Here is a 25,147-nt window from a genome sequence, read left to right on the forward strand (position 1 = left end):
AGAACACGTGGTGGTGTGAGCAAATACGCACCGGAGGGCCGACCGGATGAACCCGGGGCCCGGAACGGCCAAAAATATTCTGTGCGGCGGGTCCGGCTGCGTCGGTTGGCCGGGGACGCGACGCGGCGGCGGGTCAGGAGCTGGCGCGCCGGGCGGCCGGGCCGGGCGCCACCACCACGTCGGCCCCGTACTGGGCCCGCAGCGCTTCGGCCACCGCCCGCGGCACGTCCCCGCCGACCCGCACCGCGCAGGCGGCCGGGTCGATCGCGACGCTGAACCCGGCGGACGACGACACCAGGTCGGCGCGGCGGCTCACCTCGGCGGCGACCCGCCCGAGGACCGCGTAGGAGTTGGCGCACCGCACCACCCGGTACGCGCGCCCCTCGAGCGCCGGGCGCACCGCCGACAGCGGCCTGCCCACGACGGCCGCCACCACCAGCGTCCCGTCGGGGTCGGCGGTGACCCCGACGATGTCGCCGCGGTCGGCGGCGGCCAGCTCCTCGAGGCTCCCGCCCGGGTCCCCGGCGATCTGGACGGTCACGGTGCTGCCCAGCGGCACGGCCGTGCCCGGGGGCGGGACGACGCCGACGACGGTGCCGGGGGAGATCAGCGAGTCGGCGACGTGGTCGAGGATCGCGACGACCCCGGCCGCGGCGACGGTCTTGTCGACCAGGGCCGGGTCGAGGCCGACGAGGTCGGGCACCACGACGGGCGCGGACGACGGGGCGGCGACGGACGGCGGGAGGGGAGCGGCGGAGCACCCGGCCAGGAGCAGGGCGCAGAGCAGCAGGGCGGACCGCGGCATGAGGGGTAGGACGCTACCGCCGAACCGGGGGTTCCCCGAAGAATGCGCGGGAGGATGTCCGGACGGGCCGGCCGGCGCCGACGTTCCCGGTGAGCGGCGCCGGACACGGCCGGCGCCGGAGCGGGAGGGACAGACTATGAAGTACATGATCATGCTGTACGGGTCGCAGCAGGACTACGACATGCTGTCGGGCCGGCCGTCGCCGAAGCCGCCGATGTCGCCCGAGCAGATCGCGGCGATGCACGAGCTGATGGGGCGCATCCACCAGGAGCTGGTGGAGTCCGGCGAGCTGGTGGACGCCAACGGGCTGACCGCGCCGGTGCACGCGCGACGGGTGCAGCTCAAGGGCGGGCTGCCGGTGGTGACCGACGGGCCGTACGCGGAGTCGCAGGAGGTCCTCGCCGGCTACACGATCGTCGACGTCACCGGCTTCGACCGGGCGACGGAGATCGCGGCGCGGTTCGTGAACCCGGACGCCGAGGGGGAGTACGTCGACGTGCGGCCGGTGCTCGACGGCGTCGAGGACCTGCACTGAGCCACGGGGCCACCGACGAGGACCTGCTGCGCCGCCTGGCGCCGCAGGTGCTCGGCGCCGTCGTGCGGCGGTTCGGCCACTTCGACCTGGCCGAGGACGCGGTGCAGGAGGCGTTGCTGGCGGCGGCGCTGCGGTGGCGGGAGCCGCCCGACGACCCGCGGGCGTGGCTGATCACGGTCGCGTCGCGCCGGCTCACCGACCTGCTGCGCAGCGAGCAGGCGCGGCGGCAGCGGGAGGCGGCGTGGGCGGCGGCGTGGGCGGCGGCGCCGGAGCAGCCGCCGGCCCCGCCGGGCGACGACACGCTGGTGCTGCTGTTCCTGTGCTGCCACCCGGCGTTGTCGCCGGCGTCGCAGGTGGCGCTGACGCTGCGCGCCGTCGGCGGCCTGAGCACGGCGGAGATCGCGCGGGCGTTCCTGGTGCCGGAGGGCACGATGACGCGCCGGATCACCCGGGCCAAGCAGGCCATCCGCGACAGCGGGGTGCCGTTCCGGATGCCGCCGCCGGCGGAGCGGGCCGAGCGGCTGGGCGCGGTGCTGCGCGTGCTTTACCTGATCTTCAACGAGGGCTACGCGGCCACGTCCGGGCCGTCGCTGCACCGGGTGGAGCTGACGGCGGAGGCGATCCGGCTCACCCGGACGGTGCACGCGCTGCTGCCGCACGACGGCGAGGTGCAGGGGCTGCTGGCGCTGATGCTGCTCACGGACGCGCGCCGGCCCGCCCGTACCGGCGTCGACGGCACGCTGATCCCGATGGCCGAGCAGGACCGCGGCCGGTGGGACGCGGCGGCGATCGCCGAGGGGGTGGCGCTGGTCAGCGCGGCCCTGCCGCGCGGCGACGTCGGGCCGTACCAGATCCAGGCCGCGATCGCCGCCGTGCACGACGAGGCGCCCGCGGCCGCGGCCACCGACTGGGTCCAGATCCTGGCTCTGTACGAGGTGCTGCTGCGCATCGACGACAACCCGGTGGTGCGGCTCAACCACGCGGTCGCGGCCGCGATGGTGCACGGGCCGGCGCACGGCCTGACCCTGCTGGACGCCCTGGCCGCCGACGACCGCATCGCGGACGACCACCGGTGGCACGCCGTTCGCGCGCACCTGCTCGAGGAGGCGGGCGACCCGGCGGCGGCGCGGGCGGCGTACCTGACGGCGGCGGCGCGCTCGGCGAACCCGCCGCAGCAGCGCTACCTGCACGCCCGCGCGGCCCGCCTGGAGCCGTAGCCACCGCCGTGTCGCACGATTTGTCCGACCGAGTGGATCAAGTCCGCCGTAGCGTGAACGGTCCCGACGACACAGGGAAGCGATCATGCACGCCACCGTCACGGACCACCAGACCGACATAGCCGTCCTGCACCTCACCGGGGAGCTCGACGCCGACACCGCCGAGACCCTCCGCGGGGCGCTCGACGACCTCGTGTCCCGCCCCGCGCCGCGCATCGTGGTCGACCTTTCCGACCTGCGCTTCTGCGACTCCATGGGCCTCAGCGCGCTGATCACGGCGTACCTGGTGGCGACGAGTTCCGGCGGCTGGGTGCGGCTGGCGAGCGCCAACACCTTCCTCCGCAAGCTCGTGGAGACGGTCGGCCTCACCCGCTACATGGCCCTCTACGACGACGTGGAGACGGCCCTGGCGGCCTGACCGCCGCCCCTCGCCCGGCGGGCGGCGCTCAGTCCCCGTCCGCCAGGTCGCGCGCCGCCCGCACCTCCGCGGCGCCGAGCCCCTCGTGCCCCGGGCCGGCGTCCCGGGCCTGCTCGTCGATCCACCGGTTGTGCGCCTCCCAGGCCGACTGCTTCGTCGTGCCGAGCGCCGCCCCGATCTGCGTCCACGACGCCCCGGCCCGCCGCGCCGACCGCACGGCCAGCTGCCGCCCGTACGTCGCCTTGCGCGCGATCACCTCGCCGAGCGCCAGCAGTTCGAGCGACTCCTGCACGGTGGGCGGCGGCGCGCCGGCCGGATCGTCGTCCTCGGGACTGGACAGTGCGTCGCGCAGCCGCAGTTCCTCGTAGCGCGCGGTGGCGGTCCGCAGGGTGTGTTCTCGCTCCACGCTGTCGGGCGACGTCATAGCGCGAGCATACGTCAGGACAGCCTGACGTCAAGCTCACCTGACGCGACGGAGCGTTAGATCACCGCAAAACAGGCTTAATTCGGACGCGCGACCCGCATCCCGGACCACTAGGTGCTAGCGCGATCTCGTACTTTCGGCCATCATTTCGCGCGAGCCCCCGCTGGGGCCGCTGTCGACCATGTCGGGCGGCGAACGGGTGTGGCACCATCATGGAACCCCCCATTCGTCCGTCACTCATCCAGGGGAATTGAAGCCATGCGAGCTAAGAAGCTGAGCCGGATCATCGGCTTCGCGTTCGTCGTCGCCGTCATGGGCGGCATCGGCGCCACCGCATGGGCCGGAACGGACGAGCAGACTCCTGCTCCCGCACCCGTCGTGGTCGAGACGACGTCGCCCGCGCCCGCCGTCAACCCGCCGAAGCCGGTCAAGCCGAAGGCGCCGAACGCTCCGAGCCGCATCGACTTCGAGTGGAACTAGCCCAGGGGCGCTGAGCGCCGGAAAGGGGCATCAGCGAGGAGCGCGCCGCATGGACAGGCAAGCCGGCCAACCACGCCGTTCGCCCGATCTGGCGTGGCTCATCACGGGCCCGCTGGCCGTCCTCGCGATCGTCCTCACCGCTGCCCTGGCGGTGTCCGACAGCCGGCTGCTGTACCGCTGGCCGATCGCCCTCATCGTCTTCGCGGTGTTCGTCGGGTCCACATTCGGCGCGCTGCGCCTCGTGGTCGGGCGCCAGGGGTTCCTCATCACGGTCAACGAGGTGCCCCTCGTCCTGGCCTTCTACTTCCTGCCGCCGGTGACCGTCGTCCTGATGGTCACGCTGGCGACGCTGCTGACCCAGCTGCGCCGCCGGCTGTCGGTGGCCAAGGTCTGGTTCAACATCGCCAAGTCGTCGGCGGCCGCGGCGCTCGCCTGCGTCGTCATCAAGGCGTTGCCGCCGATCGAGGGCGTCGGCCCGGCCACCTGGGGCGTGCTGCTCATCGGCGCGCTCACGTACACACTGGTCACCGCCATCGCGGTCGTCGGCGTGATCGGGCTGCTGCAGGGCCGCAGGGCGGGCGAGCAGACCGCCCGCGCCTCGGTGCCGGGTCTGCTGGCCTGCATCGCCAACGCCGCCATCGGCCTGATCTTCCTCATCACCCTGGTGTCGACGCCGTGGGCCGCGATCCTGCTGGCGGTGCTCGTGGCGGCGGGCGTCTCGGTGTACCGGTCCTATGCGGAGTTCTTCCGCCAGCACCGCACCCTGGCCGACGTCTACAACCTCACCCGGGTCATCAGTGAGGCCGGCCAGAGCACGTCGCTGATCGACCAGTTGCTGGTGCGGCTGCGCGCGCTCATCCAGTCCGAGTACGCCACGCTGTGGATGCCCGCCCGCGGGCGCTACCCCGAGGTGCTGCTGACGTCGCGCATCGACGACGCCGGCCTGCTCGACCTGTCCTACACGCCGCGCAGCGTCCGCGCCCGGGTCGAGGAGTCCCACCGCAGCGTGGTGGTGAGCCCGCGGTCCAACACCGACGCCGACCTGCGTCCCGCGCTGCGCGAGGCCAAGATCAAGGACGTCATCGTGGTCCCGCTGCGGTCGGGGTCGACGGTGATCGGCACGCTGGAGGTGGTCAACCGCATCGGCGGCGACAACTCCTTCGGCGTGGCCGACGTGCAGGTGCTGGAGACCGTCGCCGCGCACGCCGCCGTGGCGGTGGAGAACTCCCGGCTGATGGAGCGGCTGCGCTTCGACGCGTACCACGACCGGCTGACCGGCCTGCCCAACCGCAAGCGGATCCTGGACGCGCTGGCCGCCGCGACGGCCGTCGGCGCGCCCGGCGAGGTGGTCGTCGTCCTGGTCTTCGACGTCGACGGGATGCGCGACGTCAACGAGTCGATGGGGCACGCCGCGGGCGACAGCGTCCTCGTCGAGGTCGGCAGCCGGCTCAAGGCCGCGGCCGCCGCCGGTGCGCTCGTCGGCCGGCTGGGCGGCGACAAGTTCGTCGTCACGGAGCGGGCGGACAGCGCCGAGGACGCCGTGCGCATCGCGGCCGACCTGCGCCTGGCCCTGCACGCCCCGATGGTGCTCGGCTCGCTCACCCTGGACGTCGACACGGTCGTCGGGGTGGCGGTGCAGTCCGGCCGCGACGGTGACGCCGAGGCGCTGCTGCAGCACGCCGATCTCGCCGCCACCGCCGCCAAGGCCGTCCCCGGCGGCGTGCAGATGTTCCACCCGGCGCTGGAGTCGCGCGCCGTGCGCCGGTCCGGGCTGGCCGCCGACCTCCGGCACGCCCTGGAGGCCGGCGAGCTGGAGGTGCACTTCCAGCCGAAGGTGACGCTGGCCGACCGGCGGCTCGTCGGGGTGGAGTGCCTGGCGCGGTGGAACCACCCCGCGCACGGCTGGGTCGACCCCGAGGACTTCGTGGCCGTCGCCGAGCACACCGGGCAGCTGGGCCGCCTGACGCAGTTCGTGCTGCGCGAGGGGCTGCGGCGGTGCCGGGACTGGGCCGGGGCGGACCGGCCGCTGGCGATCTCGGTGAACCTGTCGAGCCGGACGCTGGCGGACCCGCTGTTCCCGGAGCTGGTCGAGCAGCTGCTCGGGGAGTACGGGGTGGCGCCGGGCCAGGTGACGTTCGAGGTGGCCGAGTCGGGGCTGGTCGGGGAGATCGAGCGGGCGTTGCCGACGGTGGTGCGGCTGCGCCAGATCGGGGTGCGGCTGAGCGTCGACGACTTCGGGTCGGGGCGGTCGTCGCTGTCGTACCTGCACCGGCTGCCCGTGCAGGAGGTCAAGATCGACGGGTCGTGCGTCCAGGGCATGGCGACCAGCGCGGGCGACCTGGCGATGGTGCGGGCGGTGATCGCGCTGGCGCGGGAGTTCGGGCTCAGCGTGGTCGCCGAGGGCGTGGAGAGCGAGCGGACGCTGGAGCTGCTCAAGGAGTTGCGCTGCGAGGTGGGGCAGGGCTTCCTGTTCAGCCGGCCGCTGCCGTTCGAGCGCCTGGAGGCGTGGTTCGGGCTGCGGACCGAGGCGGAGCACACCCCGACGGGGGAGATCCGCCGGCTGCGCGCCGTGCCGTAGCCACGAGGTCTGAGCTGCGGAAACAAAGACTTGGGGATACTGATTTCACCCCGTCTGCGACACCATGTAAGCTACTCCTGCGCATCACGCAAGAAGATCGCGTGCGCCCCCTTAGCTCAGTCGGCAGAGCGTCTCCATGGTAAGGAGAAGGTCTACGGTTCGATTCCGTAAGGGGGCTCCAACCCGGTCCTATCCCGGGGCGCGGCGGTGTAGCTCAGATGGCAGAGCAAGCGGCTCATAATCGCTGTGTCGCCGGTTCAAGTCCGGCCACCGCTACCAGGCGCGTTTTGCGTCCCAGCGCGTTCAGCGTCTACGCTGGTACGCCGTACCTACCCCGTTAGTCAGAAAGGCACCCCGCCGTGGCCAAGGCGACCGACGTCCGTCCGAAGATCACTTTGGCGTGTGTGGAGTGCAAGGAGCGCAACTACATCACGCGTAAGAACCGCCGTAACGACCCGGACCGCATCGAGCTGAAGAAGTTCTGCCCCCGGGACGGCAAGCACACCCTGCACCGCGAGACCCGCTGACCCAGCGGCCGCGCGCCTTCGAACCACACACGTGCCGGTGACCCCGCGAGGGGCTCACCGGCACGTTGTATTTTCGCCGCATGCCTCTGGACCCCTCCTTCGTCGGCCGCACGTACCCGCCGACCGAGCCCTATCAGGTCGGCCGCGAGAAGATCCGCGAGTTCGCGGCGGCGATCGGCGCCGACGACGCCGAGTACCACGACCCGGCGGCGGCCCGGGCGGCCGGCCACGCGGACGTGGTGGCGCCGCCGACGTTCCCCATCGTCCTGACGATGGCGGCCAGCCGGCAGATCATCGACGACCCGGCGCTCGGCATCGACTACAGCCGGGTGGTGCACGGCGAGCAGCGGTTCGCGTACACCCGGCCGGTCGTGGCCGGTGACGAGCTGGTGTGCGTCAACACGCTGGAGGACGCGACGTCGCGCGGCGGCCACGACTTCGTGACGACCCGCACGGAGGTCTCCACGGCCGCCGGCGAGCCGGTCGTGACGGTGTGGTCGAAGCTGGTCGTGCGGGGGGAGGGGTGAGCATGGAGCCGCAGAGCTACCGGGTCACGCGGGCGGACCTGGTCCGTTACGCCGGGGCGTCGGGCGACCTCAACCCGATCCACTGGAGCGACCGGGTTGCCGCCAAGGTCGGCCTGCCGGGCGTGATCGCGCACGGCATGTTCACGATGGCGCTGGTCGGCCGGGCGGTCACGCACTGGGCCGGGGCGCCGGACGCGGTGGTCGAGTACGGGGTCCGGTTCGCCCGGCCGGTCGTGGTGCCGGACGACGACGAGGGCACCGTGATCGAGGTCAGCGCCCGGGAGCGGGACGCCGGCGAGGAGGGCCTGACCCGCCTCGACATCACCGCGACCTGCCACGGCGAGAAGGTCCTCGCGCAGGCGAGGGCGGTGATCCGCAAGCGCTGACCGGGGCGCGGGGGGCGGTTGGCAGGACCGGCCGTTGTACCCGTACACTGGTCGGCCGTGGGGCAAGTGACCCCTGCTCGAGCATGGGCAGGGTCGCCGTCCCGCACAGGGGTGTAGCTCAATTGGCAGAGCAGCGGTCTCCAAAACCGCAGGCTGCAGGTTCAAGTCCTGTCACCCCTGCGCCTCAGGCCTGACCGGCGCCGCGCCGGTGTGTTGCGTCGGCCCGCGGGCCGCGCCCGTACCGTGGCGGCGGCCGGCAGGCCAGGAAAAGACACCAAGACGCGATCGACCACCGATGACGGAAGAGGGCGAGATGGCCGAGAGGAATCGACCCGCGGACGACTCCGCGGACGAGCGCCCCGACGACGAGGTTGTCGAGATCGTCGAGGACGAGCCGGCTCGCGGCAAGGACGGCGGCGTCGCGCTGGCCGAGTCCGAGCCCGAGACCGACAAGAAGAAGCGCCGCGAGGGTGTGGGCTTCTTCGGCCGCATCGGGCGGTTCTTCCGCGAGGTCGTGGCCGAGCTGCGTAAGGTCATCTGGCCCACGCGCAAGGAGCTGCTGACCTACACCGCGGTCGTGGTCTCGTTCCTCTCCGTCATCACGGCCATCGTGGTGGGTCTGGACTACGCGTTCGCCAAGGGCGTCCTGTGGGTCTTCGGTAACTGATCAGTGACGGAAGTGAGCGAGCGTGCCTGAGTACGACGAGACCGCCGAGCCGACCGAGGGCCTGTCCGCGGTCACCACGGCGGAGGTCACGGAGTCGGTCGAGGCAGCGAGCGAAGAGCCCGAGGCGGCTGACACCACCGAGGCCGGCGAGCCGGCCGACGAGGTCGCGCCCGAGGCCGACGAGGACTACGACCCGGTGCAGGAGCTGCGGCAGAAGCTGCGCTTCGCCCCGGGCGACTGGTACGTGGTGCACTCGTACGCCGGTTACGAGAACAAGGTCAAGACGAACCTCGAGACCCGCATCACGAGCCTCGACATGGAGGAGTTCATCTTCCAGGTCGAGGTCCCGACCCGCGAAGAGGTCGAGGTCAAGAACGGCAAGCGCCTGCAGGTGCAGAACAAGGTCTTCCCGGGCTACATCCTGGTCCGCATGGACCTGACGCCGGAGTCCTACTCCTGCGTGCGCAACACCCCGGGCGTCACCGGCTTCGTCGGCGCGACGGACCGGGCCGACCGCCCGGCGCCGCTGTCGCTCGACGAGGTGCTGAAGTGGCTGGCCCCGGCGGTCGAGACCGAGCAGAAGAAGGCGAAGCCCGAGGTCAAGGTGCTCGACTTCGAGGTCGGCGACTCGGTCACCGTCACCGACGGCGCGTTCGCGTCGCTGCCGGCGAGCATCAGCGAGATCAACGCCGACCAGCAGAAGCTGAAGGTGCTGGTCTCCATCTTCGGCCGGGAGACCCCGGTCGAGCTGAACTTCAATCAGGTCGCCAAGATCTGATTCACGTCGTGGGAGGGCCCAGTCCGGGTCCGCCATCAACCACAGGAGTACGAACCGCAATGGCACACAGCAAGGCGTACAAGAAGGCCGCCGAGCAGATCGACAAGTCGAAGCTCTACGGCCCGGCCGAGGCGATCAAGCTCGCCAAGGCGGGCAGCGGCACCAAGTTCGACGCGACCGTCGAGGTCGCGATGCGGCTGGGCGTCGACCCGCGCAAGGCGGACCAGATGGTCCGCGGCACGGTCAACCTGCCGCACGGCACCGGCAAGACCGCCCGCGTGATCGTGTTCGCGCAGGGCGCGAAGGCCGAGGAGGCCGTCGCGGCCGGCGCCGACGAGGTCGGCACCGACGAGCTGGTCGCCCGGATCCAGGAGGGCTGGCTCGACTTCGACGCCGCCATCGCCACCCCGGACCAGATGGCCAAGATCGGCCGCATCGCCCGCATCCTCGGCCCGCGTGGCCTGATGCCGAACCCGAAGACCGGCACGGTGACCATGGACGTCACCAAGGCGGTCAACGAGATCAAGGGCGGCAAGATCACCTTCCGGGTGGACAAGCACTCCAACCTGCACCTGATCATCGGCAAGGCCTCGTTCTCCGAGGACAAGCTGATCGAGAACTACGCGGCGGTGCTCGACGAGATCCTGCGCGTCAAGCCGTCCGCGGCCAAGGGCAAGTACCTCAAGAAGGTCACCGTGGCCACCACGATGGGCCCGGGCGTCCCGGTCGACCCGAACGTGGTCAAGAACTTCACCGGCGAGGCCGTCGAGGCCTGATCGGTCCGTTCCGCGCACGCCCCCGACACCGTCCGGTGCCGGGGGCGTGGTCGTTCTCCGGGGGTGGGCCGTGCGGCTCGAGGATGTCTGGTTCCGCTACGGGCGGCGCGCCGACTGGGTGCTGCGCGGCGCCGCCGTGGCCGCCGAGCCCGGCTCGACGGTGGTGCTGCTGGGCCGCAACGGCGTCGGCAAGTCCACCCTGCTGCAGCTGGCGGCGGGGGTGCTGCGCCCGGTCCGCGGCCGGGTGACCGACCGGCCGGCGGTGGTCGGCTGGGTGCCCGAGCGGTTCCCGGCCGGGCAGCCGTTCACCGCCCGCCAGTACCTGGCCCGCGCGGCGGCGGTCCGGCGCGCCCCCGCGCACGCCGTCGCGGCGTGGGCGGAGCGGCTGGGGCTGACCCCGTACCTGGACACCCGCCTGGCGGCGCTGTCGAAGGGCACCGCGCAGAAGGTGGGCCTGGCCCAGGCCGTCCTGGCGCCGCCCGGCCTGCTGGTGCTCGACGAACCGTGGGAGGGCCTCGACGCGGGCGCCCGCGTCCTCGTCCCCGAGATCGTGGCCGAGGTGACCGCGGCCGGCGGCGCGGTCCTGGTCAGCGACCACCGCGGCGAGATCGCGGCCCTGCCGGGCGCCACCCGCTGGACCCTCGCCGACGGCGAGATCCACGCCTCCGGCCCCGCCGCCGACACGGTGGTCGTCGAGATCGGCGTGGAGCGCGCCGCGGCCGGCGAGACCGTCGCCCGCCTGCGGGCCGAGGGCCACACGATCCTGGGGGTACGCGGGTGAGCGCGCTCGTCGCGATGCGGCTGACGGCCTTCGTCCGGGGCGGCCGCGCGGCCGTGCCGCTGATCGCCGCCCTGGTGGTCCTGGGCGTCCTGTACGGCGGCGGCCAGGCCGGCGTGGCCGAGGGCTACGGCGTCTCCGCGGCGGTGCTGTTCCCGGTGCTGGCCTGGCAGAGCAAACTGCTGCTGGACGCCGAACCCGACGTCCAGCGCCACCTGGCCCGCGTCACCCTGGGCGAGCGCCGCGAGTGGACGGCCGGCCTGCTGGCGGCCCTGGCGGCCGGCCTGGTGACGGCGGCGATCGCGATGGCGGCCCCGTGGGTGACGGGCGGCATGCGGACCCCCCGCGGCGCCGAGCCGCCCCTGGCGGTCGGCCTCGCGCTGGGCGTCTGGGCGCACCTGCTGGCCCTGGCGGCCGGGGTGGCCCTGGGCGCGCTGGCGTGCCGGGCGGTCACCCGCGGCGTCCTGCCGGGCGTGGCGGTGCTGGTCACGGGCGGGGTGCTCGGCATCGTGCTGGGCCTGCGCGGGTCGATCGCGCCGTGGCTGGTGCCCCCGCTGATGCCGGCGGCCCGCGCCCTGACGGACACCGGCCCGACCGCGGCGGAGGTGGGCCTGCTGACGGCGCACGCGGTGGCGTGGGCGGCGGCGGTGATCGCCGGCTACGCCTGGCTGCGCCGCCGCCGGGCCTGATTTGGTGGGGCGCCCGGCGTCGCGTACTCTTCAACGCGAAGTTCCACCCAGAGACCGCTGGTCGCTGCACCCCGGTGCAGTCGAAGGTCCCGCCACGAGCGGGCGGCCCGCGCAGGATGTGAACGGCAAGCGTCTCGCGGCTCCGGCCGTGTCCCGCCCCGTGCGCCCTGCGCCGGGGCGTTTCTCGTGTGTGGTGCCGCATCAGCGGCGGAGCAACGAGGAAGGAGGGACATGGCGGACAAGCCGGTCCGGGCCGACAAGGCCACTGCCGTCGCCGAGCTCACCGAGCACTTCCGTGACTCGGGAGCCACCGTGTTGACCGAGTACCGCGGGCTCACGGTCTCGCAGATCACTGAGCTGCGGGTCAAGCTCGGCAAGGAGACCACCTACTCGGTCGCCAAGAACACGCTCGCGAAGCGTGCGGCGGCCGACGCGGGCCTCAGCCTGGACGATGCGCTCTTCGCCGGTCCTACCGCGTTCGCGTTCGTCGGCGGCGACGTTGTCGAGGCGGCGAAGAGCCTGCGCGATTTCGCGAAGGCCCACCCCGCGCTCGTCATCAAGGGCGGCGTCTTCGAGGGCAAGGGCCTCACCAAGGAGGAGGTCAGCAAGCTTGCCGACCTCGAGTCCCGTGAGGTGCTGCTGGCCAAGCTGGCCGGCGCGATGAAGGCGAACCTGAGCAAGGCCGCGGCCACGTTCCAGGCGCCGCTCACGCAGACCGCCCGCCTGGCGGCTGCCCTGCAGGAGAAGCGCGAGCAGCAGGACGGTGCGGCCGCGGCCTGACGGCCGTCACGCACCGAAGACCGACGTTTTTCACCAGCTAAGCAGTAGGAAAGGACGCCAGACATGGCGAAGCTCAGCACCGACGAGCTGCTCGACGCGTTCAAGGAGATGACGCTGATCGAGCTGTCGGAGTTCGTGAAGCAGTTCGAGGACGTCTTCGACGTGAAGGCCGCCGCGCCGGTCGCCGTCGCCGCCGGCCCCGCCGCGGGTGGCGCTGCCCCCGAGGCCGCTGTCGAGCAGGACGAGTTCGACGTCGTCCTCGAGAGCGACGGTGGCAAGAAGATCCAGGTCATCAAGGTCGTGCGTGAGCTGACCGGCCTGGGCCTCAAGGAGGCCAAGGACGCCGTCGAGGGCGCGCCGAAGGCCATCCTGGAGAAGGTCAACAAGGAGAAGGCCGAGGCCGCCAAGGCCAAGCTCGAGGGCGAAGGCGCCAAGGTCACCCTCAAGTGATCTAGGTACACCCTTTCGGAGGGCGGGACCCGCACGGGTCCCGCCCTTCGTCGTGTCCGGAATGTGTATGAGCTGTCCGACCCGCGGCACAGCCCTTGACTGTCCGTCCGGCGTCAGCCACGCTGATTCCTGCAAGACTTCCGCGCTTGCGACAGCCGTCCTGCGGGTAATGAGGCCATCACGATCCGCAGTGACACCGAGGTAGGCCGCGTTTCGAGCGGTCCCGCACAGCACCGGCCGGGTGCCTGGAGGGGACACGTTCCGCGGAGCCCTGCGGTGAGACTGGACAGCGGCTAGCCTACCGGCTAGACTGCTTGTTTGCGCTGCCTTCCGTCTTGAGCCCTGCTGGAAACGCCCCTGTGGGCGTACTTCTGGGGGGTTCATTGGAGTGCACGCGCACCAGTCGCATCTCGCACTACCGGTCCTCGGAAGGACGCATCTTGGCAGCTTCCCGCCCTGCGAAGACCACGTCGAGCGCATTCGCTCCCCGTCGAATCTCTTTCGGCAGGATCGCCGAGCATCTTGAGGTTCCCAACCTCCTCGCCATCCAGACGGAGTCATTCGACTGGCTGGTCGGCAACGATGCGTGGCAGACCCGGTCGGCGGACGACCCGCACGCTCGCTCCGGTCTCGCGGAGATCCTCGACGAGATCAGTCCCATTGAGGACTTCTCCGGCACCATGTCGCTGTCCTTCTCGGCACCCCGCTTCGACGAGGTCAAGGCCTCGATCGAGGAGTGCAAGGAGAAGGACCTGACCTACTGCGCCCCGCTGTTCGTGACGGCGGAGTTCACCAACAACACCACCGGCGAGATCAAGAGCCAGACGGTGTTCATGGGTGACTTCCCGATGATGACGCCCAAGGGCACCTTCATCATCAACGGCACCGAGCGCGTCGTGGTCAGCCAGCTCGTCCGCTCGCCGGGCGTGTACTTCTCCAAGGAGCCGGACAAGACCTCCGACCGCGACCTCTCCAGCGTCAAGGTCATCCCGAGCCGGGGTGCCTGGCTGGAGTTCGACATCGACAAGCGCGACACCGTCGGTGTCCGCATCGACCGCAAGCGCCGTCAGGCCGTGACGGTCCTGCTCAAGGCCATCGGCTGGTCCGCGGACCAGATCCGCGAGCGGTTCGGCTGGTCCGAGCTGCTGATGACCACGCTCGAGAAGGACCACATCGGCGGCCAGGACGAGGCGCTGCTCGACATCTACCGCAAGCTGCGCCCTGGCGAGCCGCCGACGCGCGAGAACGCCCAGACCCTGCTCGACAACCTCTTCTTCAACCCGAAGAGGTACGACGTCGCCAAGGTCGGCCGGTACAAGTTCAACAAGAAGCTCGACATCGACGTCCCGATCGTCCGGGGCACGCTGACCGAGGAAGACATCGTCAAGACCGTGGACTACCTCTGCCGGCTGCACGCCGGTGAGGAGGGCTACGAGGCGGACGACATCGACCACTTCGGCAACCGTCGCCTGCGCAGCGTCGGCGAGCTCATCCAGAACCAGGTCCGCGTGGGCCTGTCCCGGATGGAGCGCGTCGTCCGCGAGCGCATGACGACCCAGGACGTCGAGGCGATCACGCCGCAGACCCTGATCAACATCCGTCCCGTCGTGGCGGCGATCAAGGAGTTCTTCGGCACGTCGCAGCTGTCGCAGTTCATGGACCAGACCAACCCGCTCGCGGGTCTGACCCACCGTCGCCGCCTGTCGGCGCTCGGCCCGGGTGGTCTGTCGCGTGAGCGGGCCGGCTTCGAGGTGCGCGACGTGCACCCGTCGCACTACGGCCGCATGTGCCCGATCGAGACGCCGGAAGGCCCGAACATCGGCCTCATCGGCGCCCTGTCGACGTACGGGCGGGTCAACCCGTTCGGCTTCATCGAGACGCCGTACCTGAAGGTCGAGAACGGCCGGGTCACCGACCAGATCGACTACCTGACGGCGGACGAGGAGGACCGGTTCATCAAGGCGCAGGCCAACGCTCCGCTCAAGAGCGACGGCACCTACGCCGAGGACCGCGTCCTCGTCCGGCGGAAGGGCGGTGAGGTCGACTACGTGCCCGGCACCGAGGTCGACTACATGGACGTCTCGCCGCGGCAGATGACCTCCGTCGCGACCGCGATGATCCCGTTCCTCGAGCACGACGACGCCAACCGCGCGCTCATGGGCGCCAACATGCAGCGTCAGGCGGTGCCGCTGGTCAAGGCCGAGGCCCCGCTCGTCGGCACGGGCATGGAGTACCGCGCCGCGGTCGACGCCGGTGACGTCGTCGTCGCCGAGGTCGGTGGCGTGGTCGAGGACCTGTGCGCCGACTACGTGACGGTGCACCAGGACGACGGCCACCGCCGCACGTACCTGCTGCACAAGTTCCGCCGCTCCAACGCCGGCTCCTGCGTCAACCAGAAGCCGGTCGTGTTCGAGGGTGACCGGGTCGAGGCCGGCCAGGTCATCGCCGACGGCCCGTGCACCGACGAGGGGGAGATGGCCCTCGGCCGCAACCTGCTCGTCGCGTTCATGTGCTGGGAGGGCCACAACTACGAGGACGCGATCATCCTGTCGCAGCGCCTCGTGCAGCAGGACGTCCTCACCTCGATCCACATCGAGGAGCACGAGGTCGACGCCCGCGACACGAAGCTCGGCCCGGAGGAGATCACCCGCGACATCCCGAACGTCAGCGAGGAGATGCTGGCGGACCTGGACGAGCGGGGCATCATCCGGATCGGCGCCGAGGTCGTCCCCGGCGACATCCTGGTCGGCAAGGTCACGCCGAAGGGCGAGACCGAGCTGACGCCGGAGGAGCGCCTGCTGCGCGCCATCTTCGGCGAGAAGGCCCGCGAGGTCCGCGACACCTCCCTGAAGGTGCCGCACGGCGAGACCGGCACGGTCATCGGCGTCCGCACGTTCTCGCGTGAGGACGGCGACGAGCTACCGCCGGGCGTCAACGAGCTGGTCCGGGTGTACGTCGCCCAGAAGCGCAAGATCCAGGACGGCGACAAGCTCGCCGGCCGCCACGGCAACAAGGGCGTCATCTCGAAGATCCTCCCCGTCGAGGACATGCCGTTCCTCGAGGACGGCACCCCCGTCGACATCGTGCTCAACCCGCTCGGCGTGCCGAGCCGGATGAACATCGGCCAGGTCCTGGAGACCCACCTCGGGTGGATCGCCAAGACGGGCTGGTCGGTCGAGGGCGACGACGAGGAGTGGAAGCGGGCGCTGCGGGCGATCGACGCCCACGAGTCGCCGGCCGACAGCAACGTCGGCACGCCGGTCTTCGACGGCGCCCGCGAGGACGAGATCAAGGGTCTGCTGGAGTCGACCCTGGTCAACCGTGACGGCAAGCGGCTGGTCAACCGCGACGGCAAGGCGCAGCTGTTCGACGGCCGCTCCGGCGAGCCGCTGCCCGACCCGATCGCTGTCGGCTACGTGTACATCCTGAAGCTGAACCACCTGGTCGACGACAAGATCCACGCTCGGTCGACCGGCCCGTACTCGATGATCACGCAGCAGCCGCTGGGTGGTAAGGCGCAGTTCGGTGGCCAGCGGTTCGGCGAGATGGAGTGCTGGGCCATGCAGGCCTACGGCGCGGCCTACGCGCTGCAGGAGCTGCTGACCATCAAGTCCGACGACGTGCTGGGCCGCGTGAAGGTCTACGAGGCCATCGTCAAGGGCGAGAACATCCCGGAGCCGGGAATCCCGGAGTCGTTCAAGGTGCTGCTCAAGGAGCTGCAGTCGCTGTGCCTCAACGTCGAGGTGCTGTCCAGCGACGGCGTGGCCCTGGAGATGCGCGAGACCGACGACGAGGTCTTCCGGGCCGCGGAGGAACTCGGCATCGACCTGTCCCGCCGCCCGAACGAGGGCGTCAGCAGCGTCGAAGAGATCTGACGGAAGGCGTCCGGGGCGGTTGAGCCGCCCCGGACGCCGCCGCCGGTCATCGAACCCCACCGAGCAAAGAAACACGAGGGATAGACCAAGTGCTCGACGTCAACTTCTTCGACGAGTTGCGCATCGGCCTGGCGACCGCGGACGACATCCGACAGTGGTCCCATGGCGAGGTCAAGAAGCCCGAGACGATCAACTACCGCACGCTCAAGCCGGAGAAGGACGGGCTCTTCTGCGAGAAGATCTTCGGTCCTCAGCGGGACTGGGAGTGCTACTGCGGCAAGTACAAGCGGGTCCGGTTCAAGGGCATCATCTGTGAGCGCTGCGGCGTCGAGGTGACCCGGTCCAAGGTCCGCCGTGAGCGCATGGGCCACATCGAGCTGGCGGCGTCCGTCACGCACATCTGGTACTTCAAGGGTGTGCCGAGCCGGCTGGGCTACCTGCTCGACCTGGCGCCCAAGGACCTCGAGAAGATCATCTACTTCGCCTCGTACGTGGTCACGAGCGTCGACGCCGAGGCGCGTCACCGCGACCTGTCCACGATCGAGAACGAGATCTTCGCCGAGAAGCGGCAGGCCGAGAACGCCCGCGACTCCGAGATCGAGAAGCGCGCCGCCAAGCTGGAGCAGGACCTGGCCGAGCTCGAGGCCGAGGGTGCGAAGGCCGACGTGCGCCGCAAGGTCAAGGAGGCCGGCGAGCGCGAGATGCGCCAGATCCGCGACAAGGCGCAGCGCGAGATCGACCGCCTCGACGAGGTGCTCGACACGTTCCGCAAGCTCGACAGCAAGCAGCTGGTCACCGACGAGCTGCTGTACCGCGAGCTGCGCGACCGGTTCGGCGAGTACTTCACCGGTGGCATGGGCGCCGAGGCCATCAAGGCCCTGCTGGCGAACATGGACCTGGACGCCGAGGCCGAGAACCTGCGCGAGATCATCCGCAGCGGCAAGGGCCAGCGCAAGATCCGGGCGCTCAAGCGGCTGAAGGTCGTCGCGGCGTTCCTGAACACGCGCAACTCGCCGCTCGGCATGGTGCTCGACTGCGTCCCGGTCATCCCGCCGGACCTGCGCCCGATGGTGCAGCTCGACGGTGGCCGCTTCGCCACGAGCGACCTGAACGACCTGTACCGCCGCGTGATCAACCGGAACAACCGGCTCAAGCGCCTGATCGACCTGGGCGCGCCCGAGATCATCGTCAACAACGAGAAGCGGATGCTGCAGGAGGCCGTCGACGCGCTGTTCGACAACGGCCGCCGCGGCCGGCCGGTCACCGGCCCGGGCAACCGCCCGCTGAAGTCGCTGTCCGACATGCTCAAGGGCAAGCAGGGCCGCTTCCGGCAGAACCTGCTCGGCAAGCGCGTCGACTACTCCGGCCGTTCCGTCATCGTCGTCGGCCCCCGGCTCAAGCTGCACCAGTGCGGCCTGCCGAAGCAGATGGCGCTGGAGCTGTTCAAGCCGTTCGTGATGAAGCGCCTGGTGGACCTGAACCACGCGCAGAACATCAAGAGCGCCAAGCGGATGGTCGAGCGTCAGCGGCCGGTCGTGTGGGACGTCCTCGAAGAGGTCATCAGCGAGCACCCGGTGCTGCTGAACCGCGCGCCCACCCTGCACCGCCTGGGCATCCAGGCCTTCGAGCCGCAGCTGGTCGAGGGCAAGGCGATCCAGATCCACCCGCTCGTCTGCACCGCGTTCAACGCGGACTTCGACGGTGACCAGATGGCGGTGCACGTGCCGCTGTCCGCCGAGGCGCAGGCCGAGGCGCGCATCCTCATGCTGTCGTCGAACAACATCCTCAAGCCGTCGGACGGCAAGCCCGTCACCATGCCCACCCAGGACATGGTCATCGGCCTGTACTACCTGACCCACCTGACCGCGGGTGGCAAGGGCGAGGGCCGGGTGTTCTCGTCGGACGCCGAGGCGCAGATGGCGTTCGACAACGGTGAGCTGCACATCCAGTCGCCGGTGAAGATCCGCATGCACGACGTCGTCGAGGTCGACAACGGCCCCGGCAAGACGCCGTGGGAGGCGCCCGAGGGCTGGACGCCGGGCGAGCCGCTGCTGGTCGAGACCACGCTGGGCCGGGTCCTGTTCAACGAAACCCTCCCGCCGGGCTACCGGTACGTGAACTACGAGATCCGCAAGGGCCAGCTCTCGCAGATCGTCAACGACCTCGCCGAGCGTTTCCCGAAGGTGGCCCTGGCCGCCACGCTGGACGCGCTCAAGGAGGCCGGCTTCCACTGGGCCACCTGGTCCGGTGTGACGATCGGCATGGGCGACGTCATCGGCCCGCCGCGCAAGCCGGAGATCCTCGCCCGCTACCAGATCGAGGCGGACCGGATCGACAAGCAGTACCAGCGCGGTCTGATGACCGGTGAGGAGCGCCGCGGCGAGCTCATCGAGATCTGGACCAAGGCGACGAACGAGGTCGCCAAGGAGATGGAGACCGCCCTCCCGCAGGAGAACCCGCTCTGGGTCATGATCAACTCCGGCGCGCGAGGCAACCTGCTCCAGCTCCGCCAGATCGCGGCGATCCGTGGCCTCGTGGCCAACCCCAAGGGTGAGATCATCCCGCGGCCGATCACGTCCTCGTACCGCGAGGGCCTGACCGTCCTGGAGTACTTTATCTCCACCCACGGCGCCCGCAAGGGCCTCGCGGACACCGCCCTGCGGACCGCCGACTCGGGTTACCTGACCCGGCGTCTGGTGGACGTCTCGCAGGACGTCATCATCCGCGAGGAGGACTGCGGCACCGACCGGGCGATCCCGATGCAGGTCGGCGAGATCCCGGAGGGCGGCAGCGTCCTGCAGGTGCACGAGCACGCCGAGACCGGCGTCCACGCCCGGACGATCGCGGACGACATCCGCGACCAGGCCGGCAACGTGGTCGTCGAGCGCGGCTCGGACCTCAACTCGATCCTGGTCGACAAGATCGTCGCCGCCGGGGTCGACACGGTCCGCGTCCGCAGCGTGCTCACCTGCGAGTCGAAGCTGGGCGTCTGCGCGGCCTGCTACGGCCGTTCGCTGCCGACCGGCAAGACGGTGGACGTCGGCGAGGCCGTCGGCATCATCGCGGCCCAGTCGATCGGTGAGCCGGGCACGCAGCTGACGATGCGTACCTTCCACACCGGTGGCGTCGCGGGTGAGGACATCACCCAGGGTCTGCCGCGTGTCCAGGAGATCTTCGAGGCCCGCGTGCCGAAGGGCAAGGCGCCCATCGCCGACACCCCCGGCCGCGTCCGCATCGAGGACGGCGAGCGCTCCCGCAAGATCGTGGTCGTGCCGGACGACGGCAGCGACGAGATCGTGTACGACAAGATCTCGAAGCGCGTCCGCCTGCGTGCCCACGACGGCGACCACGTCGAGGTCGGCGAGAAGCTCACCGAGGGCACCATCGACCCGCACGAGCTGCTGCGCATCATGGGCCCGCGCGCGGTGCAGGTGCACCTCACGAGCGAGGTCCAGGAGGTCTACCGCTCGCAGGGTGTGCTCATCCACGACAAGCACATCGAGATCATCATCCGCCAGATGCTCAAGCGGGTGACGGTCATCGACTCGGGCTCCACGGAGTTCCTGCCGGGTGTGCTGGTCGACCGCGCGCTGTTCGAGTCGGAGAACCGCCGGCTCGTCGGCGAGGGTGGCGAGCCCGCCGCCGGTCGCCCGGTCCTGATGGGTATCACCAAGGCCTCGCTGGCCACGGACTCCTGGCTCTCGGCCGCCTCCTTCCAGGAGACGACCCGGGTGCTCACCGACGCTGCGATCAACTCGCGCAGCGACTCGCTGGTGGGCCTCAAGGAGAACGTCATCATCGGCAAGCTCATCCCGGCCGGTACGGGCATCAGCAAGTACCGCAACATCCGGGTGGAGCCGACCGAGGAGGCCAAGGCCAAGGTGTACTCGATGACCGGGTACCCCGAGACCGACTACGGCTTCGGGCCGGCCAGCGGGCAGGCTGTGCCGCTGGACGACTTCGACTTCGGGTCGTACCGCTAAGGGTCTGCTGTTCTCGAAGGGCGGTCGCGCGTGCGCGGCCGCCCTTCGGGCATGATGGGGTACGTGGAGACGATCCCGCCGATGGCCGCGGCGCCGGGCCGGCACCCGCTCGATCCCGAGCCGGTGCGCTCCACGAAGGCCTCGGCGGTCTACGCGCTGGGCGTCATCGCCGTGCTCACCGGGCCGTTCGTCGGCGGGGTGGTGCCGGCCACGCTCGCGCTGCTGCTGGGCCGCCAGGCCCGCCGTGAGGCGTACGCCGCGGGCGGTTTCCTCACCGGCGGCGCGACCATCCGCCGCGGCGAGCGGCTGGCCTGGATCGGGCTGGCGCTGGCACTGGCGGCCGTGGTGGTGGCGGCCATCGCCGGGCTGCTCGACTGGGCGGGCACCCCGGCAGGGACGGACTTCGGCACCGACGTCGACTAGTCTGGCGATCTTGCCGCCGCCGGCGGCGCGTGTGGGTCCGGGGGAGGGGCGTCCGTGACGGAGCAGCCAGAGGCGCGGCCGCTGTCGGCGGATCCCGCCCCGGCGCCGGAGGGCTACCACTCGCCGCCCGGGCCGTACTCCGTGGACCCGGCGGGCCCGCCCGCCGTCCCGCCCGTGCAGCCGGCTCCCGCGCGGCCGCCCGCCGCCGACGAGCGGTGGCGGCCGCGGTCGGTGTCCGCCGTGCCGGGCACCCCGTTCGGGCTGGTCGAGCTGGAGGTTCCGCCGGTCACGTCGGGGTACGCGATCGGCGGCCTCGTCGCCGGCATCGGCGGCGTGCTGGCGTCCACCCTGGTGCTGTGCTTCGGCGTCGCCGGGGCGTCCGACGGCTGGGGGCTCATCGCGGCCGGCGCGTTCGCCCTGCTCGCGGGCGCCGTCAGCCTGGCCGGGCTGGGCCTCGGCGTGGGCGCGCGGCGGCAGATCCGGCGGGCCGCCGGCACCGGCACGATCCGGTTCACCGGGCGCGGTCCGGCCCTGGCGGCGATCGTCTGTGGAGCCGCCGGACTGCTGCTCACGCTGCTGTCGCTGGGCCTCACGGCGCTGGTCCAGCTGAGCTGAGCGCCCGGGTGCCGGGGCGCGGGGGATGCGCCGCGCGGGGCCGGGTACACTTGTCGTTGAAGATGTCCATACGTGGTGAGCAGGGTGGTCGGCCCGGTGTATTGGGGGTCGTTTTGACCTGCGTGCCTCCGGTGGGTAGTCTTTCCCCTCGTGCCTGGGCTTGCCCGGGCAACTCGTGCGTGCGCTCGAGCCGGTCACGGTGACCGGGCGGCACCACGGACACAGACCAAGCCCGCGGCACGCGTGAGCGTGCGGCGGGACCGTGAGCCGGGCGACACGCCCGACCGCGGGTGTCGGCGGCGGTCCCCCTGACTGCGCGGACATGCACGAAAACAGGTCACCCGAGCGGTGACTCGGTAACGATGAGACGGTGCGGCCGCCGAGACCCGGCGGCCGAAGGGAGCGGAGAAACCCGGTGCCCACGATCCAGCAGCTGGTCCGTAAGGGCCGCCAGGCGAAGACGAGCAAGACCAAGACGCCGGCGCTGAAGGGAAGCCCTCAGCGGCGCGGCGTGTGCACGCGCGTGTACACCACCACCCCGAAGAAGCCGAACTCGGCCCTGCGCAAGGTCGCTCGTGTCAAGCTCAGCAGCCAGATCGAGGTGACCGCGTACATCCCCGGTGTCGGCCACAACCTGCAGGAGCACTCGATCGTGCTCGTGCGTGGCGGCCGGGTGAAGGACCTCCCGGGCGTTCGCTACAAGATCGTTCGCGGTTCGCTCGACACCCAGGGTGTCCGCAACCGCAAGCAGGCTCGCAGCCGTTACGGTGCGAAGAAGGAGAAGAGCTGACATGCCTCGCAAGGGCCCCGCGCAGCGCCACGCAGTGGTCGCCGACCCGGTGTACAACTCGCCGCTGGTGACCCAGCTGGTGAACAAGATCCTCCTGGGTGGCAAGCGTCAGCTCGCTCAGCGCATCGTGTACGCGGCCCTCGAGGGCTGCCGCGAGAAGAGCGGCACCGACCCGGTGGTCACGCTCAAGCGTGCGATGGACAACGTGAAGCCGACCCTCGAGGTCCGCAGCCGCCGCGTCGGTGGCGCGACCTACCAGGTGCCGGTCGAGGTGCGTCCCGCCCGGGCCACCACGCTGGGCCTGCGCTGGCTCGTCACGTACTCGAAGGCGCGCCGCGAGAAGACCATGATCGAGCGCCTGCAGAACGAGCTGCTCGACGCGAGCAACGGCCTCGGTGCCGCCGTCAAGCGGCGCGAGGACACGCACAAGATGGCGGAGTCCAACCGGGCGTTCGCGCACTACCGCTGGTAACCCCGACGAAGACGACGACGAAAAGTAGGGATTGACGTGGCCGCCGCAGACGCGCTCGCCAAGGTACGCAACATCGGCATCATGGCGCACATCGATGCCGGCAAGACCACCACCACTGAGCGGATCCTGTTCTACACCGGCATCACGTACAAGATCGGTGAGGTCCACGAGGGCGCCGCCGTCATGGACTGGATGGAGCAGGAGCAGGAGCGGGGCATCACCATCACCTCCGCCGCCACGAAGTGCGAGTGGAAGGGCCACACGATCCAGATCATCGACACGCCCGGCCACGTCGACTTCACGGTCGAGGTCGAGCGGTCGCTGCGGGTCCTGGACGGCGCCGTCGCCGTGTACGACGGTGTCGCCGGCGTCGAGCCGCAGACCGAGAACGTGTGGCGGCAGGCGGACAAGTACAACGTCCCGCGCATGTGCTTCGTCAACAAGCTCGACCGCACCGGTGCCGACTTCTTCCGCTGCGTGCAGATGATGATCGACCGGCTCAACGCGACCCCGCTCGTGCTGCAGATCCCGATCGGCCTCGAGGGCGACCACATCGGCGTCGTCGACCTGATCGGCATGCGCGCGCTGACCTGGCGCGGCGAGACGCAGAAGGGTGAGGACTACGCGATCGAGGAGATCCCCGCGGATCTCTCCGACGACGCGACCCTCTGGCGCGAGAAGCTCATCGAGACCCTCGCCGACGTCGACGACGCGGTGATGGAGAAGTACCTCGAGGGCGAGGAGCTGTCCGAGACGGAGATCAAGGACGCCATCCGGCGCTCCACGATCGCCGGCAAGGCCAACCCGGTGCTCTGCGGTTCGGCGTTCAAGAACAAGGGCGTGCAGCCCATGCTCGACGCCGTGGTCGACTTCCTGCCGTCGCCGCTCGACATCCCCGCGATCGAGGGCACCGCGACGGACGGCGAGACGCCGCTGCTGCGCAAGCCGTCGAACTCGGAGCCGTTCTCGGGCCTGGCGTTCAAGATCCAGACCGACAAGCACCTCGGCAAGCTGACCTACTTCCGCGTCTACTCCGGCACGGTGGAGACGGGGTCCCAGGTGATCAACTCCACCAAGGACCGCAAGGAGCGGATCGGCAAGATCTACCAGATGCACGCCAACAAGCGTGAGGAGCGCCCGTCGGCGCAGGCCGGCGACATCATCGCCGTGCAGGGTCTCAAGCAGACCACCACCGGCGACACGCTCTGCGACCCGGCCAACCCGGTCATCCTCGAGTCGATGACGTTCCCGGAGCCGGTCATCCAGGTGGCCATCGAGCCGAAGACCAAGTCGGACCAGGAGAAGCTGGGTGTCGCCATCCAGCGTCTGGCCGAGGAGGACCCGACCTTCCGCGTCCGCAACGACGAGGAGACCGGGCAGACGGTCATCGCCGGCATGGGCGAGCTGCACCTCGACATCCTCGTCGACCGCATGCGGCGCGAGTTCAACGTCGAGGCGAACATCGGCAAGCCGCAGGTGGCGTACCGCGAGACGATCCGCCGCACGGTGGACAAGCTCGACTACGTCCACAAGAAGCAGACCGGTGGCTCGGGTCAGTACGCGAAGGTCATCATCAAGGTCGAGCCGCTGCCGCTCGAGGCCGACGGCCCGACGTACGAGTTCGTCAACGCGGTGTCCGGTGGTCGCATCCCCAAGGAGTTCATCCCCTCGGTGGACGCGGGCGCGCAGGACTCGCTGCAGTACGGCGTCCTCGCCGGCTACCCGCTCGTCGGCGTGAAGCTGACGCTGCTGGACGGCCAGTACCACGAGGTCGACTCGTCCGAGATGGCGTTCAAGATCGCCGGCTCGATCGCGATGAAGGAGGCGGCCCGCAAGGCCGACCCCGCGCTGCTCGAGCCGATGATGTCCGTCGAGGTCACCACGCCCGAGGACAACATGGGCGACGTGATCGGCGACCTCAACTCCCGCCGTGGCATCATCCAGTCGATGGAGGAGCGCTCCGGCGCCCGCCTCGTCAAGGCGCTGGTGCCGCTGTCCGAGATGTTCGGCTACGTCGGCGACCTGCGGTCGAAGACGCAGGGCCGGGCGAGCTACAGCATGCAGTTCGACTCCTACGCCGAGGTGCCCCAGGGCGTGGCGAAGGAGATCATCGCCAAGGCGACGGGCGAGTGACGTACCCCGCCGGCCGCCCGGGAGACCGGGTGGCCGGCGGG

24 protein-coding genes and 3 tRNA genes are annotated in these 25,147 nt (G+C 70.6%); 25 read left to right on the plus strand and 2 right to left on the minus strand.

Going from position 1 to position 25,147, the window contains the following annotated elements; genetic code table 11:
• Positions 1-133: 133 nt before the first annotated feature.
• The gene (locus tag Sya03_RS17240; protein WP_203939337.1) at positions 134-805 is read right to left on the minus strand and encodes a PASTA domain-containing protein; all 672 of its coding nucleotides are present in this window, start codon (positions 803-805) and stop codon (positions 134-136) included.
• Positions 806-941: 136 nt separating this feature from the next.
• Here Sya03_RS17240 and Sya03_RS17245 point away from each other — a divergent pair, with 136 nt between their 5' ends.
• From Sya03_RS17245 to Sya03_RS17255, 3 genes are all read left to right on the plus strand, one after another.
• Positions 942-1,340 carry a YciI family protein gene (locus tag Sya03_RS17245; protein ID WP_203939338.1) on the plus strand — a complete coding sequence of 133 codons (399 nt, stop codon included), beginning with the start codon at positions 942-944 and terminating at the stop codon, positions 1,338-1,340.
• Complete coding sequence (locus Sya03_RS17250; RefSeq protein ID WP_203939563.1) at positions 1,337-2,557, plus strand: RNA polymerase sigma factor; 1,221 nt, start codon at positions 1,337-1,339, stop codon at positions 2,555-2,557. Before Sya03_RS17245 ends, Sya03_RS17250 begins: the two co-directional genes overlap by 4 nt.
• Before the next feature lie 85 nt (positions 2,558-2,642).
• Positions 2,643-2,975 (plus strand): STAS domain-containing protein, encoded by a 333-nt coding sequence (locus tag Sya03_RS17255; protein ID WP_203939339.1) that lies wholly within the window; start codon positions 2,643-2,645, stop codon positions 2,973-2,975.
• A 28-nt stretch (positions 2,976-3,003) separates the two neighbouring features.
• Here the strand turns inward: Sya03_RS17255 and Sya03_RS17260 are convergent, their stop codons facing one another.
• Entirely contained in the window at positions 3,004-3,399 is a 396-nt protein-coding gene (locus Sya03_RS17260) for a hypothetical protein (protein WP_203939340.1), read from the minus strand.
• 258 nt (positions 3,400-3,657) lie between these two features.
• On the opposite strand from Sya03_RS17260, the gene Sya03_RS17265 reads away from it, so the two are divergent.
• From Sya03_RS17265 to fusA, 22 genes are all read left to right on the plus strand, one after another.
• Entirely contained in the window at positions 3,658-3,879 is a 222-nt protein-coding gene (locus Sya03_RS17265; RefSeq protein WP_203939341.1) for a hypothetical protein, read from the plus strand.
• Positions 3,880-3,928: 49 nt separating this feature from the next.
• Complete coding sequence (locus Sya03_RS17270) at positions 3,929-6,457, plus strand: putative bifunctional diguanylate cyclase/phosphodiesterase (RefSeq protein WP_203939342.1); 2,529 nt, start codon at positions 3,929-3,931, stop codon at positions 6,455-6,457.
• A 105-nt stretch (positions 6,458-6,562) separates the two neighbouring features.
• Positions 6,563-6,638 (plus strand) — tRNA-Thr (locus tag Sya03_RS17275).
• 22 nt (positions 6,639-6,660) lie between these two features.
• Positions 6,661-6,736, plus strand: a tRNA-Met gene (locus Sya03_RS17280).
• Positions 6,737-6,816: 80 nt separating this feature from the next.
• Positions 6,817-6,984, plus strand: a complete 168-nt coding sequence (gene rpmG / locus Sya03_RS17285; protein WP_046567246.1) for a 50S ribosomal protein L33 — start codon at positions 6,817-6,819, stop codon at positions 6,982-6,984.
• A gap of 80 nt (positions 6,985-7,064) precedes the next feature.
• Positions 7,065-7,511, plus strand: coding sequence for a MaoC family dehydratase N-terminal domain-containing protein (locus tag Sya03_RS17290; RefSeq protein WP_203939343.1), 447 nt, complete (start codon positions 7,065-7,067; stop codon positions 7,509-7,511).
• A 2-nt stretch (positions 7,512-7,513) separates the two neighbouring features.
• Positions 7,514-7,897 carry a MaoC family dehydratase gene (locus Sya03_RS17295; protein WP_370871949.1) on the plus strand — a complete coding sequence of 128 codons (384 nt, stop codon included), beginning with the start codon at positions 7,514-7,516 and terminating at the stop codon, positions 7,895-7,897.
• A gap of 107 nt (positions 7,898-8,004) precedes the next feature.
• Positions 8,005-8,077: transfer RNA gene (locus Sya03_RS17300), tRNA-Trp, on the plus strand.
• 133 nt (positions 8,078-8,210) lie between these two features.
• Positions 8,211-8,564, plus strand: a complete 354-nt coding sequence (secE, locus tag Sya03_RS17305; RefSeq protein WP_203939564.1) for a preprotein translocase subunit SecE — start codon at positions 8,211-8,213, stop codon at positions 8,562-8,564.
• A gap of 22 nt (positions 8,565-8,586) precedes the next feature.
• Positions 8,587-9,342, plus strand: coding sequence for a transcription termination/antitermination protein NusG (gene nusG / locus Sya03_RS17310; protein ID WP_203939345.1), 756 nt, complete (start codon positions 8,587-8,589; stop codon positions 9,340-9,342).
• 59 nt (positions 9,343-9,401) lie between these two features.
• A complete protein-coding gene (rplA, locus tag Sya03_RS17315; protein ID WP_203939346.1) occupies positions 9,402-10,118 on the plus strand; it encodes a 50S ribosomal protein L1 in 717 nt (238 codons plus the stop codon).
• Positions 10,119-10,188: 70 nt separating this feature from the next.
• Positions 10,189-10,899: an ABC transporter ATP-binding protein gene (locus Sya03_RS17320; RefSeq protein WP_203939347.1), complete on the plus strand. Its 711-nt coding sequence runs from the start codon at positions 10,189-10,191 to the stop codon at positions 10,897-10,899.
• Positions 10,896-11,585, plus strand: coding sequence for a hypothetical protein (locus Sya03_RS17325; RefSeq protein WP_203939348.1), 690 nt, complete (start codon positions 10,896-10,898; stop codon positions 11,583-11,585). Before Sya03_RS17320 ends, Sya03_RS17325 begins: the two co-directional genes overlap by 4 nt.
• Positions 11,586-11,816: 231 nt before the next feature.
• Positions 11,817-12,365, plus strand: coding sequence for a 50S ribosomal protein L10 (gene rplJ, locus Sya03_RS17330; RefSeq protein ID WP_203939349.1), 549 nt, complete (start codon positions 11,817-11,819; stop codon positions 12,363-12,365).
• Positions 12,366-12,428: 63 nt separating this feature from the next.
• Positions 12,429-12,815, plus strand: coding sequence for a 50S ribosomal protein L7/L12 (gene rplL, locus Sya03_RS17335; RefSeq protein WP_203939350.1), 387 nt, complete (start codon positions 12,429-12,431; stop codon positions 12,813-12,815).
• A gap of 440 nt (positions 12,816-13,255) precedes the next feature.
• Entirely contained in the window at positions 13,256-16,690 is a 3,435-nt protein-coding gene (gene rpoB, locus Sya03_RS17340; protein WP_203939351.1) for a DNA-directed RNA polymerase subunit beta, read from the plus strand.
• 89 nt (positions 16,691-16,779) lie between these two features.
• Positions 16,780-20,673 (plus strand): DNA-directed RNA polymerase subunit beta', encoded by a 3,894-nt coding sequence (locus Sya03_RS17345; RefSeq protein ID WP_203939352.1) that lies wholly within the window; start codon positions 16,780-16,782, stop codon positions 20,671-20,673.
• 54 nt (positions 20,674-20,727) lie between these two features.
• Positions 20,728-21,096, plus strand: a complete 369-nt coding sequence (locus Sya03_RS17350; RefSeq protein ID WP_203939565.1) for a hypothetical protein — start codon at positions 20,728-20,730, stop codon at positions 21,094-21,096.
• A 54-nt stretch (positions 21,097-21,150) separates the two neighbouring features.
• Entirely contained in the window at positions 21,151-21,711 is a 561-nt protein-coding gene (locus Sya03_RS17355; protein ID WP_239107624.1) for a hypothetical protein, read from the plus strand.
• A gap of 415 nt (positions 21,712-22,126) precedes the next feature.
• The gene (gene rpsL / locus Sya03_RS17360) at positions 22,127-22,501 is read left to right on the plus strand and encodes a 30S ribosomal protein S12 (protein ID WP_014440718.1); all 375 of its coding nucleotides are present in this window, start codon (positions 22,127-22,129) and stop codon (positions 22,499-22,501) included.
• Position 22,502: 1 nt separating this feature from the next.
• A complete protein-coding gene (gene rpsG, locus Sya03_RS17365) occupies positions 22,503-22,973 on the plus strand; it encodes a 30S ribosomal protein S7 (protein ID WP_203939353.1) in 471 nt (156 codons plus the stop codon).
• A 36-nt stretch (positions 22,974-23,009) separates the two neighbouring features.
• The gene (fusA, locus tag Sya03_RS17370; RefSeq protein ID WP_203939354.1) at positions 23,010-25,106 is read left to right on the plus strand and encodes an elongation factor G; all 2,097 of its coding nucleotides are present in this window, start codon (positions 23,010-23,012) and stop codon (positions 25,104-25,106) included.
• The last annotated feature ends 41 nt before the right edge of the window (positions 25,107-25,147 follow it).

It is taken from the genome of Spirilliplanes yamanashiensis (assembly GCF_016863475.1).
In the GTDB taxonomy this organism is placed as follows: domain Bacteria; phylum Actinomycetota; class Actinomycetes; order Mycobacteriales; family Micromonosporaceae; genus Spirilliplanes; species Spirilliplanes yamanashiensis.

Excerpts from the sequence above, each read along its gene's own strand:
- Sya03_RS17270 (WP_203939342.1), top strand. The coding sequence starts at position 3,929 with ATGGACAGGCAAGCCGGCCAACCACGCCGTTCGCCCGATCTGGCGTGG.
- rplJ (WP_203939349.1), top strand. The coding sequence starts at position 11,817 with ATGGCGGACAAGCCGGTCCGGGCCGACAAGGCCACTGCCGTCGCCGAG.
- Sya03_RS17260 (WP_203939340.1), bottom strand. The coding sequence starts at position 3,399 with ATGACGTCGCCCGACAGCGTGGAGCGAGAACACACCCTGCGGACCGCC.
- Sya03_RS17255 (WP_203939339.1), top strand. The coding sequence starts at position 2,643 with ATGCACGCCACCGTCACGGACCACCAGACCGACATAGCCGTCCTGCAC.
- secE (WP_203939564.1), top strand. The coding sequence starts at position 8,211 with ATGGCCGAGAGGAATCGACCCGCGGACGACTCCGCGGACGAGCGCCCC.
- rpsG (WP_203939353.1), top strand. The coding sequence starts at position 22,503 with ATGCCTCGCAAGGGCCCCGCGCAGCGCCACGCAGTGGTCGCCGACCCG.
- Sya03_RS17245 (WP_203939338.1), top strand. The coding sequence starts at position 942 with ATGAAGTACATGATCATGCTGTACGGGTCGCAGCAGGACTACGACATG.
- Sya03_RS17290 (WP_203939343.1), top strand. The coding sequence starts at position 7,065 with ATGCCTCTGGACCCCTCCTTCGTCGGCCGCACGTACCCGCCGACCGAG.
- rplA (WP_203939346.1), top strand. The coding sequence starts at position 9,402 with ATGGCACACAGCAAGGCGTACAAGAAGGCCGCCGAGCAGATCGACAAG.
- Sya03_RS17240 (WP_203939337.1), bottom strand. The coding sequence starts at position 805 with ATGCCGCGGTCCGCCCTGCTGCTCTGCGCCCTGCTCCTGGCCGGGTGC.
- Sya03_RS17265 (WP_203939341.1), top strand. The coding sequence starts at position 3,658 with ATGCGAGCTAAGAAGCTGAGCCGGATCATCGGCTTCGCGTTCGTCGTC.
- Sya03_RS17295 (WP_370871949.1), top strand. The coding sequence starts at position 7,514 with ATGGAGCCGCAGAGCTACCGGGTCACGCGGGCGGACCTGGTCCGTTAC.
- rplL (WP_203939350.1), top strand. The coding sequence starts at position 12,429 with ATGGCGAAGCTCAGCACCGACGAGCTGCTCGACGCGTTCAAGGAGATG.
- Sya03_RS17350 (WP_203939565.1), top strand. The coding sequence starts at position 20,728 with ATGGGGTACGTGGAGACGATCCCGCCGATGGCCGCGGCGCCGGGCCGG.